Consider the following 17,385-nt stretch of genomic DNA (forward strand, 5'->3'; position numbering starts at 1 on the left):
TTGAAAATTATTTTGATAAATATTATCTTCTTGTTCTACCCTTGTCACTCACTCTTGCATCCTGAGCTACACGGAATCCGATCCATCCGTAGGCTTTGTTTTGATTTTTATATCTTCTTTGTCCCGGATCCAGCCAATATGCTGTATCCTGCCAAGAACCTCCTTTTACAACTCTGATATCGTTGGAAATTTCAGAAGTTCTTTCCTTTCTGTCTTTCTGTAAAACTACTCTACCACTGGCATCTACAATAAATCTTGATTTAGGAGAATTGTACATATCATAAGTAGTAGCTGAATCAGATGCATTTCTGTAATCTAAAGATGACATTCTGTCACCATCTCTGTAGTTTCTGTAATCAGCGATAGTTTCTCTTTCAAACTGACCAGGTAAAGTTTTGTAAACTAATCTTCCGTCTGCCAGAGTATCATATTTAATGCTGCTTTCATCTACCATTTTGTAAGTTCCGTCTCCGTTTCTTACGATAGCCTGAGGCATGTTTCCTCTGTAGTAGTTGAAGTCGCTAAAATCTTCATCGATAATCGGTCTGTACACATCAGCAGTCCATTCTGATACGTTTCCGTACATTCCATAAATACCTAAATCATTTGAAGGAAACTGTCTAACGTCAGAAGTTTGCGCTGATCCGTCATTTTTCCAGCCTGCGATACCTGAATAGTCACCGGCACCCATTTTAAAGTTTTCAAGGAACATTCCTCTATCTCTTCCTTTAGTTCCTCTTAATTTTTCAATCTGAGGTGTTTTACCTTTATATTGGTTGTACTCTCTGTTTTTAGCTAAACCTAAAGCTGCATATTCCCATTCTACTTCGGTAGGAAGTCTGAATTTGGTAACCATGGCAGCGTTCGGAGCTCTGTTTGCAGCTAACAATCTTTGGTTTGTAGTTTTCAAACCTGTTTTTTGCTGCATTCTTTTTTCGTTGATGTATCCTTGCATTTCAGGATCATTCGATTTGAATTTATCCATATTGAATGCAGTTCCACCCTGATTATTAGATTCGTTGATGTACAAATCTTTGGCAATAATTCCGGATTGCATCAGAGCCTTTTCATTGGCTCTGTCTGATAACCACTCGCAATATCTGTTTGCCTGAGTCCAAGATACACCCACTACAGGATAGTAATCAAACTCCGGAGAACGGAAATACGTCTCGTTGTAATCATTTCTAGATAATTTGTTGTCCCACAATAAGGTATCCGGCAATGCGCCATTGTAGATTTCCTTGAAGCTAGGATCGCTTGGAGGGAATACATACTTCAACCATGTAAGGTATTCGCGGTATTCGTAGTTAGTAATTTCTGTTTCTCCGATAAAGAATGAACTTACCTGCATTCTGCGTGGTGAGTTATTCCAATCGTGCATAACATCATCTTTCACTAATCCCATTGTAAAAGTTCCACCTTCTACATATACCATCCCCGGCCAACCTTTCTGTTTTTGTTGCTTTCCTGCAAAAAACCAACCTTGTTTTTCGTTTGGTTTCCAACCTGTTTTGCTGACAAACTTTTTAGTACCGCCGCCATTATTAGATCCTCCGCAACTGGTTAATGCAAGTGTAGAACTTAATGCTATTAATGAAAACAACTTTAGTTTTTTCATAGTCGATATAAATATTTTCAAAGTACAAAGAAAAAATAAATTATTCAATAAATCAAGTAAAGAGTTGATTTTTTTGAAAAACGTTAACAAATTAATTTTATTGTATCACAATTTAATTATAAATTTTCATTTATTTTGTAATTCAGAAATTTCAAAAATAAACATGAAACAAAAAATCTCGCTTTTATTTTTATTAAGCTTTGTATCAATCCTCTGGGCTCAAAGAATCTCCATTGAATGGGATGGCTCTAAAATCCGGGATTATGGTGATACGAAACTCAATCTCCCTAATTTTAAAAATCAAGGATTTTCATTCAGCCAAAATAACATTTTTATAACTACCAAACAACAGGTTGGCGAAAAGCAGTTAAAAGTTTCTAATCCTGTATGGGAAAATATTTCTGCTAAAGATTTATTTGAAATAAGTAAAGATCTGCTTCCTGATTATGAGGTGAAAGATGTTACTTATTATAATCTGGAAGGAGAACGGTATGCCAGCATCAGTGTTGCTTTATTTAAAAAGGTGAAAGGTCAGGTTCAGAGATTATCTTCATTTGAAATTTCAGAAACAAATGCACCTAATAATTTATCCGGCACCTTAAAGGTAGGTACCACTGCCAATCCTTTATCAACAGGAAATTTTTACAAGATCAAGGTAGACAAATCCGGAATTTTCAAGATCACGAAACAGTTTTTACAGGATAACGGCATCAATCCTTCTTCTGTAAATCCTAAAAATTTCAGAATCTACGGAAACGGGGGAATTATGCTTCCGGAGTATAATCAGGATGCAAGATACAGCGCTCTTCAGGAAAATGCGATCCAGGTTGTAGGGGAAGATGACGGCGTATGGAATGATAACGACTATGCCTTATTTTATGCTCAGGGACCGAACGGATACAACCTTTACAACTCGTCAAACGGAAATGGTTTTAAGAGAGTCGATACGAGAAATGACAGAAGTGAAAACGTAAAAAACATTTACGAAGATTATTCTTATTATTATATAAATTTTGATAAAGGTCCGGGAAAAAGAGTTCAGACAGTAGATGTCACCCTGCCTTCTACTGCACCCATCACGAGGTTTGACAATTATCAGGTGATAAATAATGACCAGAAGAACCTGATGAAAGTAGGGAGGCTTTGGGTAGAAGAAGCTCCGTTTACAACCGATAAGGCGGTAACTTTCAATACAGCTTCACCCATTCAGAGCGGTGACGTCATCCGATACAGGGCGCAGGTCGTTGCGTACAAGTCTCAGCAAAACAGCATCAGCTTTGACATTAATACACAAAACCCATCTACAACTCCCATTCCTGCTGCAAATTCCGGCGGAACCAACGAGTTTTATCCAGTAAGATATACGGGGACGATTTCGGGATTAAGCGGAAGCCAGATAACCTTTAATATCAAACCTAATATTACGGTTAACCCCAACGGAAATTTTTATGTGGATTATCTTGAGGTACAATATAAAGACAATCTGAATTTCAACGGAACCCAGATGAACTTCAGGGATTTTTCATTAGAAAGCGGAACAAATACTACTTACGGATTCAGTCTTTCCAATGCCGCTTCTGCTGAGCAGATCTGGGATGTTACTGATATTACAAATGCCAACAGAAGAGTAAATAAGGCGGCAGGAAATACAACTTTTAATTTTGCATATACTACGGCAGATCAGAATTTCAATAATGAATTTGTCGCTTTTAAAGCTGATGCTGCCTATTCCCCGCAGTTTGTAGGACGCATCAATAATCAAAATCTTTCTGCACTTCAAAATGTGGATTATCTGATTATTACGGTTCCTGAAATGATGGGACAGGCACAGAAACTGGCTAATTACCATCAGACAAAAAACAATTACAATGTACAGATCATAGATACTGACAAGATTTATAACGAATTCGGAAGCGGAAGCAGAGATCTTACGGCAATCAGGGATTTTGTCACAAAGCTGAATACCCCTGCCGGAACACTAAAATATGTTTTCATTTTAGGAGATACGTCATACGATTTTAAAAACAGAATATCAAACAATTCCAATGTTGTGACGAGCTATCAGAGTGAAGAATCATCTGACGTTGTACGGTCTTTCGTGACGGATGACTATATTGTAATGACAAGTCCACAAACGAGTGAATTTATTACGAACAATTTACCTGATCTCCCTGTAGGAAGACTTCCGGCGGCCAATGTAACGGAGGCGTCCAACATGATTGACAAAACTTTAGCGTATTACAATAACCTTTCCGGGCAGTCAACGCCTTTCGGAGAGTGGAAAATGAAGCTTGATTTTGTGGTAGATGATGATAATGATGGTGGTACACCTTTCCACACGGTTATGAATAATTCTCTGGTAACTGTTTTTGAGCAACCATCAACAGATCTTAAGGAATATAATGTACGAAAATTGTATCTGGATGCTTTCCAGGCACAAAGTACTGCCGGCGGTCAAAGATATCCTCAGGTAAATCAGGCAATTTCAAATGATATCGGAAACAGCTTGTATATTTTCTATTTCGGACACGGAGGTATCAACGGATGGGCCCAGGAAAGAGTTTTAACTTTATCTGAAGTTCAGAATGCCAACAATTTCTCTAATGTGTACAGCAGATTTCCTTTTGTATCCACCATTACCTGCGAATTTACCCTTTGGGATGAACCTGAGACAGCCTCTGCCGGAGAACAGTTTATTAAGTTAAAACAAGGAGGTCCGGCCACCATGATTACTTCAAGCAGAGCTATCGATGTAGGATACGGAGTAGATTTCACGAATCTGTTTACCCAGAATATATTTAAACTTACCAGCGATGATTTTGAAACTTTAGGATACGCACATTTAAATGCTAAAAAACAGAAAGGTTCGGCTACAGATCACATGAAAGTTAATTTCCTTGGAGATCCGGCCATGAAACTAAGCAGACCGAAGCGATTACTCGTTATCGATAATATTGAAACTCCGGTACCGGGACTGATCAGAGGATTGGATTTCGTAAAAGTAAAAGGACATATCAACAATCCCAACGGAACGGTAAATACCACTTTTAACGGACGTGTTGTCATCAATATTTTTGATAAAAGATTAAATAAAACCACATTAAATAATGACGGAGGGTTAACACCTGTTCTTCAATATACAGAAGAAGGGAGTGCCATTGTAAAAGCTTCCGGAACAGCTGTGAATGGGGTATTCACTGTAGAATTTTATGTGCCGAAGGATATCAATTACGCTATCGGTCAGGGAAGAATCTTAGGATATGCAGATAATAAGGCCAGTGATGTATTTAATAATCAGGCTGTGCAGGTCGGAGATATCAACCCGAACGGAATTAATGATAATGAGCCGCCAAAAGTGAAGCTGTATATGAACAATACCAACTTTGCGGAAGGTGGTATTACAGATCAGAATCCTATGCTGCTGGCATGTATCACCGATGATACAGGAATTAATTCTACAGGGTCTGGTATCGGTCACGATATTACAGTATATTTGGACGGACAAATTATCAACACCATTGTACTGAATGATTTTTATGCATCAGGAGAAGGAAACGGATGTCTGAGTCCGAGTCTGGCAGACTATCAAAAGGGAAATGTAACCTACCCTTTCAGGAACCTGTCAGTGGGGCAACATCAATTGACATTTAAAGTTTGGGATATAAACAATAATTCTACAACTGCAACGTTAAACTTTGAAGTTAAGGATGAAGCAGATCAGCATTTGGTTATCAACAGACCGTTGAACTGGCCGAATCCGTTTACCAACAAAACATATATCCAGTTTGAGCATAATTGTGATGATATCCTTGATGTGAATGTTCAGATTTATACCATTACCGGAAAATTGGTAAGAACTTTATCTCAGCCTGTGGTCGCAGAACCCTTCCTACAGGGCTTTAGAACGCCACGTCAGGCAATAGAATGGGACGGAAGAGATGATTTTGGTGCCACAGTTGCAAAAGGTACGTATATTTTTAAGATATTTGCAAAAAGTCAAAATCAAGAAAAATGCAAAGGAAGTGCTACAGCTGTAGAAAAAATGGTACTTTTGAAATAATTTTAAAACAATAACAATAATAATATCAACAAAAAACTGATAATATATAAAAGACAACATATGAATTTAACTACTAAACTGCTTTTAGGAATTGGGTTAAGTGCTGGCTTTTTAGGCTATTCTCAAGATTTAAGCCTTGTAAGACCTGTATTAACCGGAGCTCCTTTCTTAAGAATCGCGCCAGATGCCAGAGCTGGAGGTATGGGGGATCAGGGTGTCGTAACCTCTCCGGATGCTTTTTCTCAATTCTGGAATGCCGCGAAATATCCTTTCAGCAGAACAAGTTCTTCTGTGGGATTGAATTACACTCCGTACATGGGAAAACTTACCAATGATGTATTCTTATTATATGGAGCGTTCCATAAATTTTTAGGGCAGGAAGAAAGATCTACCATCTCCGCGAGTATCTATTACTTCAACATGGGTGAGGTGGATCTGACTCAGTTAGTAGGAAACGAAGTAACTTCAATGGGTACTTCGAAGCCAAACGAATTCTCTATCGACGTTGCTTATGCTTTGAAACTTTCTGATTCATTCTCTGCTGCTGTTACCGGTAGATATATCCGTTCAGACTTAGCCGGAGGATTCAACACAGACACGACTTTGAAGCCGGCAAGCTCTTTTGCAGTAGATGTTTCGGCGTATTATACTTCTCCAAGATTCTCAAGTTTCGGAGGGATGGATGGAAAACTGAACGCAGGTTTTGCTATTCAGAACGTAGGTCCGAAATTAGACTACACAGGAAACGAAGAATCAAGATCTTATCTTCCTACCATGGCAAGATTAGGGGTTGGTTACGATATGTATCTTGATGATATGAACAGAGTGGGTATCAGTGTTGAAGGTTCTAAAATTTTAGTTCCGGGTTCAGAATATGTAGGAACAGATCCAAATACAAGACAGCCTATCTATGAAGTTCCAAACGTGGGACCAATTGCAGGTATCGCAAAATCCTTTAAAAACCCGAACTCTATCATGATGAGTGGTGCCTTGGAATATTCTTATGACAACGCATTCTCTGTAAGAACGGGTTATTTCCACGAAAGTGAAGAGCAGGGAGCAAGACAGTTTGCTACTGCAGGTATCGGATTAAAGTACCGTTCTTTCGGACTTGATCTTTCTTACCTTATCAATATGTCTAAAATTAATAGTGCCTTGGATAACACGCTTCGTTTCGGTCTTACCTGGAACATCGGTGAAGAAACATCCAATGTAGATTACTAAGAAATACCACATACAACTGAAAAAGTCTCATATTTTTATGGGACTTTTCTTTTAGTAGCTATTTCCGGCTCTCCGTACTCGCTATTTTCTTGGTTTCGGCGGCGGCTTCGCCGCCGAAACCAAGAAAATGAGCTCAGACAAATGCTGCGATCGGGGCTAGAATGGCAGACATTTCTTACAAATTTAAGTTACCGATTACTCGTGGTTTAAAATTTGATAAATTCAAGTTCATATCGAGAAAATATTCAGTTAACATATAGCAATATTTACCATTCAAAAAAATTCACATTTGACTTACCAACTAAAACTCACAATTCACATTTAACTCTTATTTTTGTAGTATGAACTATTCTGCGGAGCTCAAAAAATTTGTCACCAGCCAATATGTATATTCTGCGATCAGGATTACACTGGCTACTGTTCTTCCGTGCTTGGTTCTCGCTCATTTCGGTATTCTGAAAGAGTACTTCCTTTTTCCGCTGGGAACAAGTTTTGTAGCGCTTACAGATCAGCCGGGTCCTTTTATTCGACGACGAAATGCTTTGTCCTTTGCCATTATCTGCTTCGTATTTGTGGCCACAATCGCAAGTCTCGTCATGAATATCAAAATTCTGGTTTTTGCAGAAATCATCATTTTCGGAATGTTCTTTTCGCTGATTGGTGTGTATGGGCAGAGGCTTGCAGCAGTAGGCTCATTATCACTGGTTGTTCTTGCTATATTTATCGACGGACATTTAACAGGTACCAATATCCTTAAAAGTCTTCTGATTTTTGCATCAGGATGTACCTGGTTTTTACTTATATTTTTAATTGTAACGACTATTCAGCCGTATAAGCTTGCCAGCCAGATGATAGGAGAAAATTATCTTCAGCTGGCAGAATTCTTAAAAATTAAAGCCAATTATTACCAGAAAAATCCCGATTTTGACAAACTCACGACACAGGTGATTGCCAAGCAGATCGAGATTAAAAACCTTCAGGAAGAAACCCGCGAAACTGTTTTCAAAACAAGAACCATCGTAAACGAATCGACAACGACAAGCAGATTATTGATGCTGATGTTCCTTAATTCAATGGATCTTCATGAAAAGCTGATGACCTCAGAAAGTGATTATCAGAAACTGCAGCAGAGTTTTGACAATACAACTATTCTGGTAAAAATTCATGATTATCTTAATCTTCTTTCCGAGGAGATTACCAACATCGGAATATCACTTCAGATAGGAACGAAAGCAAAGCCGATTTCTAATCTTGAAGAAGAACTGAAACATCTCAATCACGATTATTTTGAATTGAGAAACAAACGTATTTCTCCAGAAAATTTTGAAAACTTCATGGTTCTCAGACAAATATTGATGCGTATCAATGAGATCACCAAAGAGATCAACGAAATTTATAAAGTTTTCTCCCAAAATGTCAAACTGGCTAAAAGTCTTTCCACCGGATTAGATCTGAAAAAATTCATGCCGAATGAAGAAAAACTTAATTTTAAAGTTTTAAAAAACAATATTTCATTTTCATCATCACATTTCAGGCATGCTTTAAGAATTACGATTGCTTTGCTTGTTGGATATCTGTTTTCCCTGTTTCAGTTTTTAGGAATCGGACATACGTATTGGATTCTGATCACGATTGTAGCGATTTTGAAACCCGCCTATTCCATCACCAAAAAAAGAAACTTATTAAGACTGTACGGAACAATCGCAGGAGCAGTGATTGCCTACGGAATCCTCCATTATATCCATATTAATCAGCTTCTTTTTACCATTCTTTTGTTAAGTATGATTATGTGTTTCAGCTTTCTCAAAGGAAAATATTTCTGGGCCGTTTTGTTCATGACAATTTATGTTTTTTTAAGCTTTAACTTTTTGAGTCCCGGCAATGTAAATATTATTTTCAGAGACAGAATTGTTGACACCATTATTGCTGCAGTCATCACATCACTGGTAGCCTATGTTGTGCTGCCGGTCTGGGAGCATACACAGAATTTGGATTTAATGAAAAAATCTGCAGAAGGCAATCTTATTTATTTTCAATCCGTTATTTCAAAATTTCTGGAAGAAAAATTTGATATTCAGGATTATAAGGTAAAACGAAAAAACGCCATTATTTCATTGGCCAATCTTTCCGACAATTTCCAGAGAATGATTTCTGAACCTAAAAACCAACAGAAAAAACTGGAAGTTGTACATCAGTTTGTCGCAACATCTCATCTTATCACGGCGTACACCGCTTCTCTATCTCAATATGTAAAAGATGATGAAAAGTATCCTGAAATAGACGCTGAAGGCTGGAGCCGCAAAATAGAAGCAGAAATGCAGAAGGTAACTCATCTTTTGAATGGCGATAAAATAACAGAAACCCTTAATATGGAAAGCCGCATTGAGCCGGAAGATTCATCATTGGACGATCTCATTTTAAAAAGAAAAACCGAATTGACGGAACATGAATCCTATGACCTCAGAGATCCGAATAAAATATCGCATCTTACGGAGCTTAAAAATATTCATGATATTCTGGAACTGATTTATGATGTAGCGAAAGAGCAAAGAAAAGTAATTGAAAAATACCAGAACGAAACGGAAAATAAAGAAACTTTACAACCTATTCCTCAACAATCGTAAAGCAGTATTCGTCGAAGAACTCTACCCTAGCCTTGAATTCATCAGACATTGTGTCATCGTGCACGCGGCATTTAATATTATGAAGATATTTCAGCTCAAAAGGCCTTACTTCGTAATGCTTTTTTAACGACCAGTGCTTGGAATGATGAATTTTGTACATACTTTCCTTCACGCTCCAGATAATGGTATAGTACGTCACTTCATTATCAAAAGGGATAAAACCTCTTTCGTTTTCGTACGTGAATTTATCAATGAGCCTTAAAATTTTGGGGTTGAACTTTTCAATATCAATTCCTATTTTATTTTTAGAAATGGCAATAGCCGCAAAAGGAAAAGAATGCGTAATCGAAATTTCCGCATCTTTAGGATATAAAAACGGTTCTCTTTCTTTATATAAAATTTTTGAATGAGGTTTCAACCCTTTAAGCAGCTTACGGACCATTAAAACTTCCAGCAGCTTTTTGGGATGATAATCTTTTACTTTCTCTGCATTTTCAGGTTCCAGAAGTTTGAGGATATCCAGATCTTCCGTTTCATCATATTTCCATACGAGAATTGTGGCATTGTCATCGGAAAAGTCTCTGTAAAGTGGCATTGGTATATTTTATTCGGTAAAATTAGTGAAAAATTTTGGCTGTAAACCGTCAGTGCGATAATAGAAGTTTAGCACTGTCGTTTTCTTATATAAAAATTCACTTAAATAATAAATTTAAGTGAACGTTATTTAATTTAAAACTAAACCTGAAAAGTGTAAAAAACTTATCTTTTGTAAATTTTAAAATTATTTCGACTGATGATTCTGGTCATTTCTATGCTCAAGAATCTCTAAGTTTTCATTGACAAAATAGGCACTTCCGAAACCATTTACATAAGAACCTTTCACAGGATGCAGGCCAATAAGAATAAAATCTTGCATTTCTGCGATCACATCCACCACTTTACCGTGAGCTTCTTTTAATTTTCCGACAACCTCATTCCATATTTCGGAATTTCTTTCTATTTGTGAAGTTGAAGCCTCAAAAGTTAATCTTTCACGTGCGTAGATTTGCTTTGTGGCAGATTCGTCTTCGATAAGCATGACAGAAGTTTTCCTTCCGTCAGCCAGATTCTGAGTATGTTTTGCCATAAAAGAAACCAGAATATAGAATGTCTTGTCAATGTGTACGAAAGGCGCATAACTGGAATTTGGAGTACCTTCTGCATCTAAAGTTCCTAAAATTACACTTTTGCTTCTTTCGATTAATTCTTTTACTTTCGGTGTTAATGGTTTGGCAGCTTTCTTAGCTTCCTCGGTAGTTGTATGATTCATATGGACTTATTTAATGACAAATATAATCTATTTAGAATAAATAAAAATAATTTTATTACCTGTATAATTTCATATAGCAGATCTGGGTGTTGAGTTTTTATATCTTAATTATTAGTTGTAATTTTGCAATCTTATTATCGTTGAATTTTTAACTTATTCATTTACATATGAGTACTACAACACAATACATTCCTTATAAAGTTAAGGATATTTCCCTTGCAGAATGGGGAAGAAAAGAAATTACTCTTGCAGAAGCAGAAATGCCGGGATTGATGTCAATCCGTGAAGAATACGGACCGTCTCAGCCATTAAAAGGAGCAAGAATCGCAGGATGTCTTCACATGACCATCCAAACAGCTGTGCTTATCGAGACGCTGGTAGCTTTGGGAGCTGAAGTTACCTGGTCTTCTTGTAATATTTTCTCTACTCAGGATCACGCTGCTGCTGCTATTGCTGCTGCCGGAATTCCTGTTTACGCATGGAAAGGACTTAATGAAGAAGAATTCGACTGGTGTATCGAGCAGACTTTATTCTTTGGTGAAGACAGAAAACCATTGAATATGATTCTTGATGACGGTGGAGATTTAACCAATATGGTTTTTGATAAATATCCTGAACTAACAAAAGATATCAAAGGGCTTTCTGAAGAAACAACAACAGGTGTTCACAGATTGTACGAAAGAATGAAAAACGGAACTTTGGTAATGCCAGCCATCAACGTTAATGATTCGGTAACTAAATCTAAATTCGACAACAAATACGGATGTAAAGAATCTGCTGTTGATGCTGTAAGAAGAGCTACTGATGTAATGCTTGCAGGAAAAAGAGTGGTTGTTTGCGGATACGGAGATGTTGGTAAAGGGACAGCTGCCTCTTTCAGAGGAGCAGGATCTATCGTTACAGTAACTGAAATTGACCCGATCTGTGCACTTCAGGCTGCTATGGACGGATATGAAGTGAAAAGACTGGATACGGTAGTTGATAACGCAGATATTATCATCACAACAACCGGTAACTTCAACATCGTAAGAGCCGAACATTTCCTTAAAATGAAAGATAAAGCAATCGTTTGTAACATCGGTCACTTCGATAACGAAATTGATATGGCTTGGTTAAATAAAAACTACGGTCAGACAAAATCTGAAGTAAAGCCACAAGTTGACATCTACACTATTGAAGGTAAAGAAGTTATCATTCTTGCTGAAGGTAGATTGGTAAATTTAGGTTGTGCAACAGGTCACCCAAGTTTTGTAATGTCTAACTCTTTCTCAAACCAGACTTTGGCTCAGATCGAACTTTGGAACAATTCTGCAGCGTACAAAAACGAAGTGTACACATTGCCTAAACATTTGGATGAAAAGGTTGCTGCTCTTCACCTTAAGAAATTAAGCGTTGAATTGGAAACCCTTTCTCAGGAACAGGCCGATTATATCGGAGTAAGTGTAGAAGGACCTTTCAAACCTGAATATTACAGATACTAATTGTATTTCAGATATAAATATTAATCCCATTACTCAAAGTAGTGGGATTTTTTTTATTTAATATCCGTCAAATATCTTATTTTATTTAAATTAGATTATTTATCAAAATAGTTAGGATGCTGAGCTTTAATATCATCCACGGTTCCCAATACTTTATCTTTCAAGGAATCCTGATATTTCTGAAGATTTTCAGCTACCAATTCATCTGAAGTGCCAATAATCTTTGCCGCTAAAATTCCTGCATTCAAAGCACCATTCAAAGCAACCGTAGCCACAGGAATTCCTCCCGGCATCTGAAGAATAGACAAAACAGAATCCCATCCGTCGATAGAATTGCTTGATAAAATAGGAACTCCAATCACCGGTAATGTTGTACAGCTTGCCACCATCCCTGGAAGATGTGCCGCTCCTCCTGCTCCGGCAACAATCACTTTTAAGCCCCTTTCCTTCGCTGTTTTTGCATAGTCAAACATCCGTTCCGGGGTTCTGTGTGCAGAAACAACTGTCAGTTCGTACGGAATATCCAAAGATTTCAAAAAGTTCGCAGCCTGTTCCATAATCGGTAAGTCACTCTGACTTCCCATAATAATTCCTACCATTCTTCTATATTAGATCTTCAAAGATAAAAAATTAATAATCTTCACGCAAAAAGGCGTAAAAGTTGTTTCAACTTTGCGGAACAGCTGGCCGTACACGTCAGCAATATTTTAAAAACCGTATTTTTGTTAAACATACACCACCATTTTGAAAGATTATAAACTTACGCTTGCGATCCTGACTGTTGCGATTGTCTGGGGAACTACTTTTTTATCCATCCGTGTCGCGGTAGAAACAATTCCTGCATGGTTTGTGGCGGGTATCCGTCAGTTTTTGGCCTCTTTCATCATGCTTATGATCCTTTTATACAGAGGTCAGTTTCAGTGGATAGGTTGGAAAAATCTTGGATATCAGCTTATTTTTTCTTCATTAATGCTGATCATTGCCAACGGACTGACAACTGTTGCAGAAGAAACCCTGACCAGCAGCCTTACTTCACTGATCAGCGCCAGCTCGCCCATCATTGTCTTTCTCGGAAGTGTTGCGCTGGGTCTGCAGAAATTCACGATTAAAGCACTTATTGGTGTACTGATGTGCTTCGGAGGAATTACTTTTATCTTTTGGGACGGAATAAGAGATTTAGCCAATCCGGAATACAGATTGGGTATATTTCTTCTGTTCTGCGGTATTCTTGGTTGGGCTTCCGGAACCATTTTTACAAAAAAAATGAATATTCAAAGCAAAAATATTTCCCTCAATCTTTTCTACCAGTTTGCGTTTGCCGGAATCATTCAGCTTATTTTTGCTTTCTTATTTACCGAAAATTATAACTTCGAAAACTGGTCTGTATTAAGTGTCTCTGCAACGTTATATCTGGCATTATTCGGCTCTGTGGCTGCATTTTTCGCTTATCATTATGCTTTGACAAAAGTTTCTCCGGTTCAGGTTTCTATTTTGGCTTATATCAATACTATTATTTCAATATTCCTGAGTTGGCTGATTCTTGATGAAAAGATTTCAGCAAAATTTATTATTGCTGCCCTTCTTATTATTCTCGGCGTTTTTGTAATCAACTATAACCGTGAAATGTTCAAGAAACAGAGAATTGAATAACCTTATTATTTTATAACAATATTAAATCGTTCAAGGAGTTTGAAGACCGTTTCAACCGTTTAGAAACGACATTCAGGCATTCAGTAGAGATCATCAACCACTTTGTTAGGGCGTTCAAGTGTTTTGTAAGGACAATCAACCGATCCGTTGAGCCCTTCAACCGTTCCGAAGAAGCAATCAACCAGTCCGAAGTAACAATCAACCAGTCCGAAGAAGCGATCAACCAGTCCGAAGAGACAATCAAGTACAATTTGTTATTTTACAACACCTTACAGCCTTTTTTAAGGAAATGAAATTATTTAATAATTCATATACATTAAATTTCAATGATATTTTAAACACAAAAAATAGTACTATTATGAAAAAAAATCAGGTAATGCGTGACTTTAATCCGGCAGATCCTGTCCTGAAACAAAAAGCAGATGAAGTGATTGTAATCAACAGAAACATCGCCCGTTTCGGAATATTTAAATTTGACAATTCGCTTATTTTTCATTATATTGTTTAATCCAAAATTACAATATGCTTAAAAATTCACTATTTATTCTCATCTGTATTTCATTTTTTTTCGTTGCCTGCGATGACAGCAAAAAGGAGAAAGATCTTATGATCAGAGAAAAGCAGCTGCTTGAAAAAGAAAAACTGTTTGCTCAAAAAGAATCTGAATATCAGGTACTCCTAAAAATGAGGGACAGTATTTTTTCGAAAAAAGATTCTGTAAAAGTTGTTGTATGGCCGGATGAAATTGCCGGCAGCTGGACAGGAAAAGTAATCTGTACGGAATCTAACTGCAGTGATTATGTGGTGGGAGATCAACGCACCGATACATGGGAATTTGACAGCGATTCGATGCAGCTGGTGACGAAAATAATCAACAATAATAATCTGGTGAGAATTTATTCGGGGAAATATGAAAATAATGAGATAAAACTTAATTATAAGACAGATTCAACGGCGAAAAAACAGGTTGAAATGAATATTCTGTTGAATGATATTTCTCCAAACAAGATCAGAGGTACGAGAACAATCGCCGTAGATCAATGCACGGCAAAATTCTCTGTTGAACTTCTACGCTCCACAAAATAAAACACTTATGAACATAATGAGTATACATAATCTGAGTTTTCCCATCGAAGACCCAGTTCTGAAATTTCTGCTGGTATTGATTATTATTCTTGCAGCTCCTCTTTTATTAAACAAAATAAAAGTTCCGCATTTATTAGGGCTTATTATTGCAGGCGCTGTAATCGGACCAAACGGTTTTAATGTTCTGGCCAGAGACAGCAGCATTGTAGTTACAGGAACTACCGGGCTTCTTTATATCATGTTTCTCGCCGGGCTGGAAATCGACATGGGAGATTTTAAAAAGAACAAATGGAAAAGTCTCACTTTCGGTATTTACACTTTTACAGTTCCTTTTGTTTTGGGATATTTGGGAGCCTTTTACATTCTGGGATTTTCAATACTTACTTCCATACTTTTCGCAAGTTTATTCTCGTCACATACGCTCATTGCCTATCCTTTGGTAAGCAAACTTGGAATCGCAAAAAATCCTGCGGTCAATATTACTGTTGGAGGTACCATGATCACAGATATATTAGCGCTTTTGGTGCTTGCCGTTATTGTTGGTATGTCTCAGGGTGATGTCGGAACTGAATTTTGGGTGAAGCTTTCGGTTTCCTTTGTTATTTTCGGATTGATCGTATTGCTGATTTTCCCGATGATCGGACGCTGGTTTTTCAAGAAAGTGGATGATAAAATTTCACAATACATCTTTGTTTTGGTCATGATTTATCTTGCTGCTTTATTGGCAGAATTGGCGGGAGTTGAAGCGATAATCGGAGCATTCTTTGCAGGATTGGCTTTAAACAGGCTGATTCCGCATACCTCTTCCTTGATGAACCGCGTAGAGTTTGTCGGAAATGCTATCTTCATTCCGTTTTTTCTGATCAGCGTAGGAATGCTGATTGATTTTAAAGTATTTTTTAAAAGCTGGGAAACGCTGGAAGTCGCGGGAATAATGCTTGTTGCTTCTATCGGCGGAAAGTATCTTTCAGCTGTGGCAACGCAGAAAACTTTCAGATTATCCAAGGAAGAAGGAAGACTGATTTTCGGTTTGAGTTCCGCTTCAGCAGCTGCGACACTGGCTTCTGTCATGGTGGGCTACAACATTATCCTTTCCGAAACCGAAACAGGAGAACCCATCCGTCTATTGAACGAACATGTACTTAACGGAAGCATCCTGCTCATTCTTATTTCATGTACCATTTCATCTTTTATATCCATGTCTAGTGCACAGAATATCGCCGAACAGGATAATGAAGATACCGTTTCCGGAAACAGTCATGAAGAAGAAAACATCCTTTTAGCTTTAAATTATGAAGCAACAGTTGAAAGAATGGTCAATCTGGGAATTTTGATTAAAGCGCATTCCAATACAGAAAGTTTGTTTGCGTTAAATGTTATTAACGAAGATAAAAATGAATCTTCCGTAAAAAATGCTGAGAAACTCCTTCATCTGGCAACAGATACCGCCGCCGCCGCAGATGTAAAAATTCAGTCACTCAAAAGATATGATAATGATGTAGTAAATGGAATAAATAACGTCATCAAAGAACAGAATATCACCGATCTCATCATAGGATTGGAAGACGATAAAGGCTTCTCTCCTGCTTTTGTCTATAATCTTTACAACGGCTACCTTCAGAATGATGATGTCAACGTGCTTGTTTACCACGCTGCGCAACCTTTATCAACGATAAAAAAATATGCAGTAATGATTCCTGAAAATGCCCATAAAGAAGCCGGATTTTTCCATGCCCTATTAAGAGTATGGAATATCGCAAGAAATTCCGGTGCGACTGTTGTCTTTTATGCTGCAGAAAATATTCTGGATATTCTTCAGAGAATTATTAAAAAAGCTAATATTGAAGCAGAATTTATCATCATGAAAACCTGGAAAGATGGCGAAGAAACTGCTTCACAGCTGAAGGATGATGAAGCACTCATCCTCTTTATGGCAAAACGTGGAATGCATTCTTATATCCCAAGAATGAGGCTCATTCCTGAAATGCTGAACAAAAATCTGGCCGATAAAAATTACCTTCTTATTTTTCCTTATTCAGAATATGATGAAAACAGTTCCGAAAAAAGATCTGTGGCAAATCACGATGATTTTATGGAAATAGGGAATGTGATTAAGAAGATTTTTAAGTAGAATGATTTATTGCATACAATCATATTCATTATATTTGCGCAAAAAAAATGACCATCTTTAAAATAAAATTTCTCTTTGTCATATTTTCCATTTTATTTTTATTTTCATGTAAAAATGATGATGAACTTACACAAGAAACTAAATGTTATATTACAAAATTCAATAAGGTAACCATAGCTGTGACTGGACAACAGCTTTACAG

At 37.3% G+C, this 17,385-nt stretch carries 12 protein-coding genes; 8 read left to right on the forward strand and 4 right to left on the reverse strand.

What is annotated here, in order from left to right; translation table 11 throughout:
• Positions 1 to 22 precede the first annotated feature (22 nt).
• Positions 23 to 1,618 carry a gliding motility lipoprotein GldJ gene (gene gldJ / locus ACWNCI_RS09480; protein ID WP_449388104.1) on the reverse strand — a complete coding sequence of 532 codons (1,596 nt, stop codon included), beginning with the start codon at positions 1,616 to 1,618 and terminating at the stop codon, positions 23 to 25.
• A 163-nt stretch (positions 1,619 to 1,781) separates the two neighbouring features.
• On the opposite strand from gldJ, the gene porU reads away from it, so the two are divergent.
• The 3 genes from porU (at position 1,782) to ACWNCI_RS09495 (ending at position 9,526) form a co-directional block, all read left to right on the forward strand.
• Positions 1,782 to 5,678, forward strand: a complete 3,897-nt coding sequence (gene porU, locus ACWNCI_RS09485) for a type IX secretion system sortase PorU (protein WP_449388105.1) — start codon at positions 1,782 to 1,784, stop codon at positions 5,676 to 5,678.
• A 60-nt stretch (positions 5,679 to 5,738) separates the two neighbouring features.
• Positions 5,739 to 6,902 carry a type IX secretion system outer membrane channel protein PorV gene (gene porV / locus ACWNCI_RS09490; RefSeq protein ID WP_346984548.1) on the forward strand — a complete coding sequence of 388 codons (1,164 nt, stop codon included), beginning with the start codon at positions 5,739 to 5,741 and terminating at the stop codon, positions 6,900 to 6,902.
• A 341-nt stretch (positions 6,903 to 7,243) separates the two neighbouring features.
• Positions 7,244 to 9,526, forward strand: coding sequence for an FUSC family membrane protein (locus tag ACWNCI_RS09495; protein WP_449388106.1), 2,283 nt, complete (start codon positions 7,244 to 7,246; stop codon positions 9,524 to 9,526).
• Here the strand turns inward: ACWNCI_RS09495 and ACWNCI_RS09500 are convergent.
• Both ACWNCI_RS09500 and ACWNCI_RS09505 read right to left on the reverse strand, forming a co-directional pair.
• Complete coding sequence (locus tag ACWNCI_RS09500) at positions 9,507 to 10,121, reverse strand: 4'-phosphopantetheinyl transferase family protein (protein WP_449388107.1); 615 nt, start codon at positions 10,119 to 10,121, stop codon at positions 9,507 to 9,509. The two genes, ACWNCI_RS09495 and ACWNCI_RS09500, sit on opposite strands and share 20 nt — an antisense overlap.
• 186 nt (positions 10,122 to 10,307) lie before the next feature.
• Complete coding sequence (locus ACWNCI_RS09505) at positions 10,308 to 10,835, reverse strand: HugZ family pyridoxamine 5'-phosphate oxidase (RefSeq protein WP_449388108.1); 528 nt, start codon at positions 10,833 to 10,835, stop codon at positions 10,308 to 10,310.
• 167 nt (positions 10,836 to 11,002) lie between these two features.
• Between ACWNCI_RS09505 and ahcY the strand changes: the two genes are divergently transcribed.
• Positions 11,003 to 12,316 carry an adenosylhomocysteinase gene (gene ahcY / locus ACWNCI_RS09510; RefSeq protein ID WP_449388109.1) on the forward strand — a complete coding sequence of 438 codons (1,314 nt, stop codon included), beginning with the start codon at positions 11,003 to 11,005 and terminating at the stop codon, positions 12,314 to 12,316.
• Positions 12,317 to 12,411: 95 nt separating this feature from the next.
• Here the strand turns inward: ahcY and purE are convergent, their stop codons facing one another.
• Complete coding sequence (gene purE, locus ACWNCI_RS09515; protein ID WP_346984543.1) at positions 12,412 to 12,915, reverse strand: 5-(carboxyamino)imidazole ribonucleotide mutase; 504 nt, start codon at positions 12,913 to 12,915, stop codon at positions 12,412 to 12,414.
• A gap of 145 nt (positions 12,916 to 13,060) precedes the next feature.
• On the opposite strand from purE, the gene ACWNCI_RS09520 reads away from it, so the two are divergent.
• The 4 genes from ACWNCI_RS09520 to ACWNCI_RS09535 all read left to right on the forward strand — a co-directional run bounded on the left by ACWNCI_RS09520 (position 13,061) and on the right by ACWNCI_RS09535 (position 17,183).
• Positions 13,061 to 13,966, forward strand: a complete 906-nt coding sequence (locus ACWNCI_RS09520; RefSeq protein ID WP_449388110.1) for a DMT family transporter — start codon at positions 13,061 to 13,063, stop codon at positions 13,964 to 13,966.
• A 358-nt stretch (positions 13,967 to 14,324) separates the two neighbouring features.
• A complete protein-coding gene (locus tag ACWNCI_RS09525) occupies positions 14,325 to 14,474 on the forward strand; it encodes a hypothetical protein (protein WP_449388111.1) in 150 nt (49 codons plus the stop codon).
• A 14-nt stretch (positions 14,475 to 14,488) separates the two neighbouring features.
• Positions 14,489 to 15,052 carry a hypothetical protein gene (locus ACWNCI_RS09530; protein WP_449388112.1) on the forward strand — a complete coding sequence of 188 codons (564 nt, stop codon included), beginning with the start codon at positions 14,489 to 14,491 and terminating at the stop codon, positions 15,050 to 15,052.
• A gap of 7 nt (positions 15,053 to 15,059) precedes the next feature.
• Positions 15,060 to 17,183, forward strand: coding sequence for a cation:proton antiporter (locus tag ACWNCI_RS09535; protein WP_449388113.1), 2,124 nt, complete (start codon positions 15,060 to 15,062; stop codon positions 17,181 to 17,183).
• Positions 17,184 to 17,385 lie beyond the last annotated feature (202 nt).

The sequence above is a fragment of the Chryseobacterium lineare genome, from assembly GCF_977014045.1.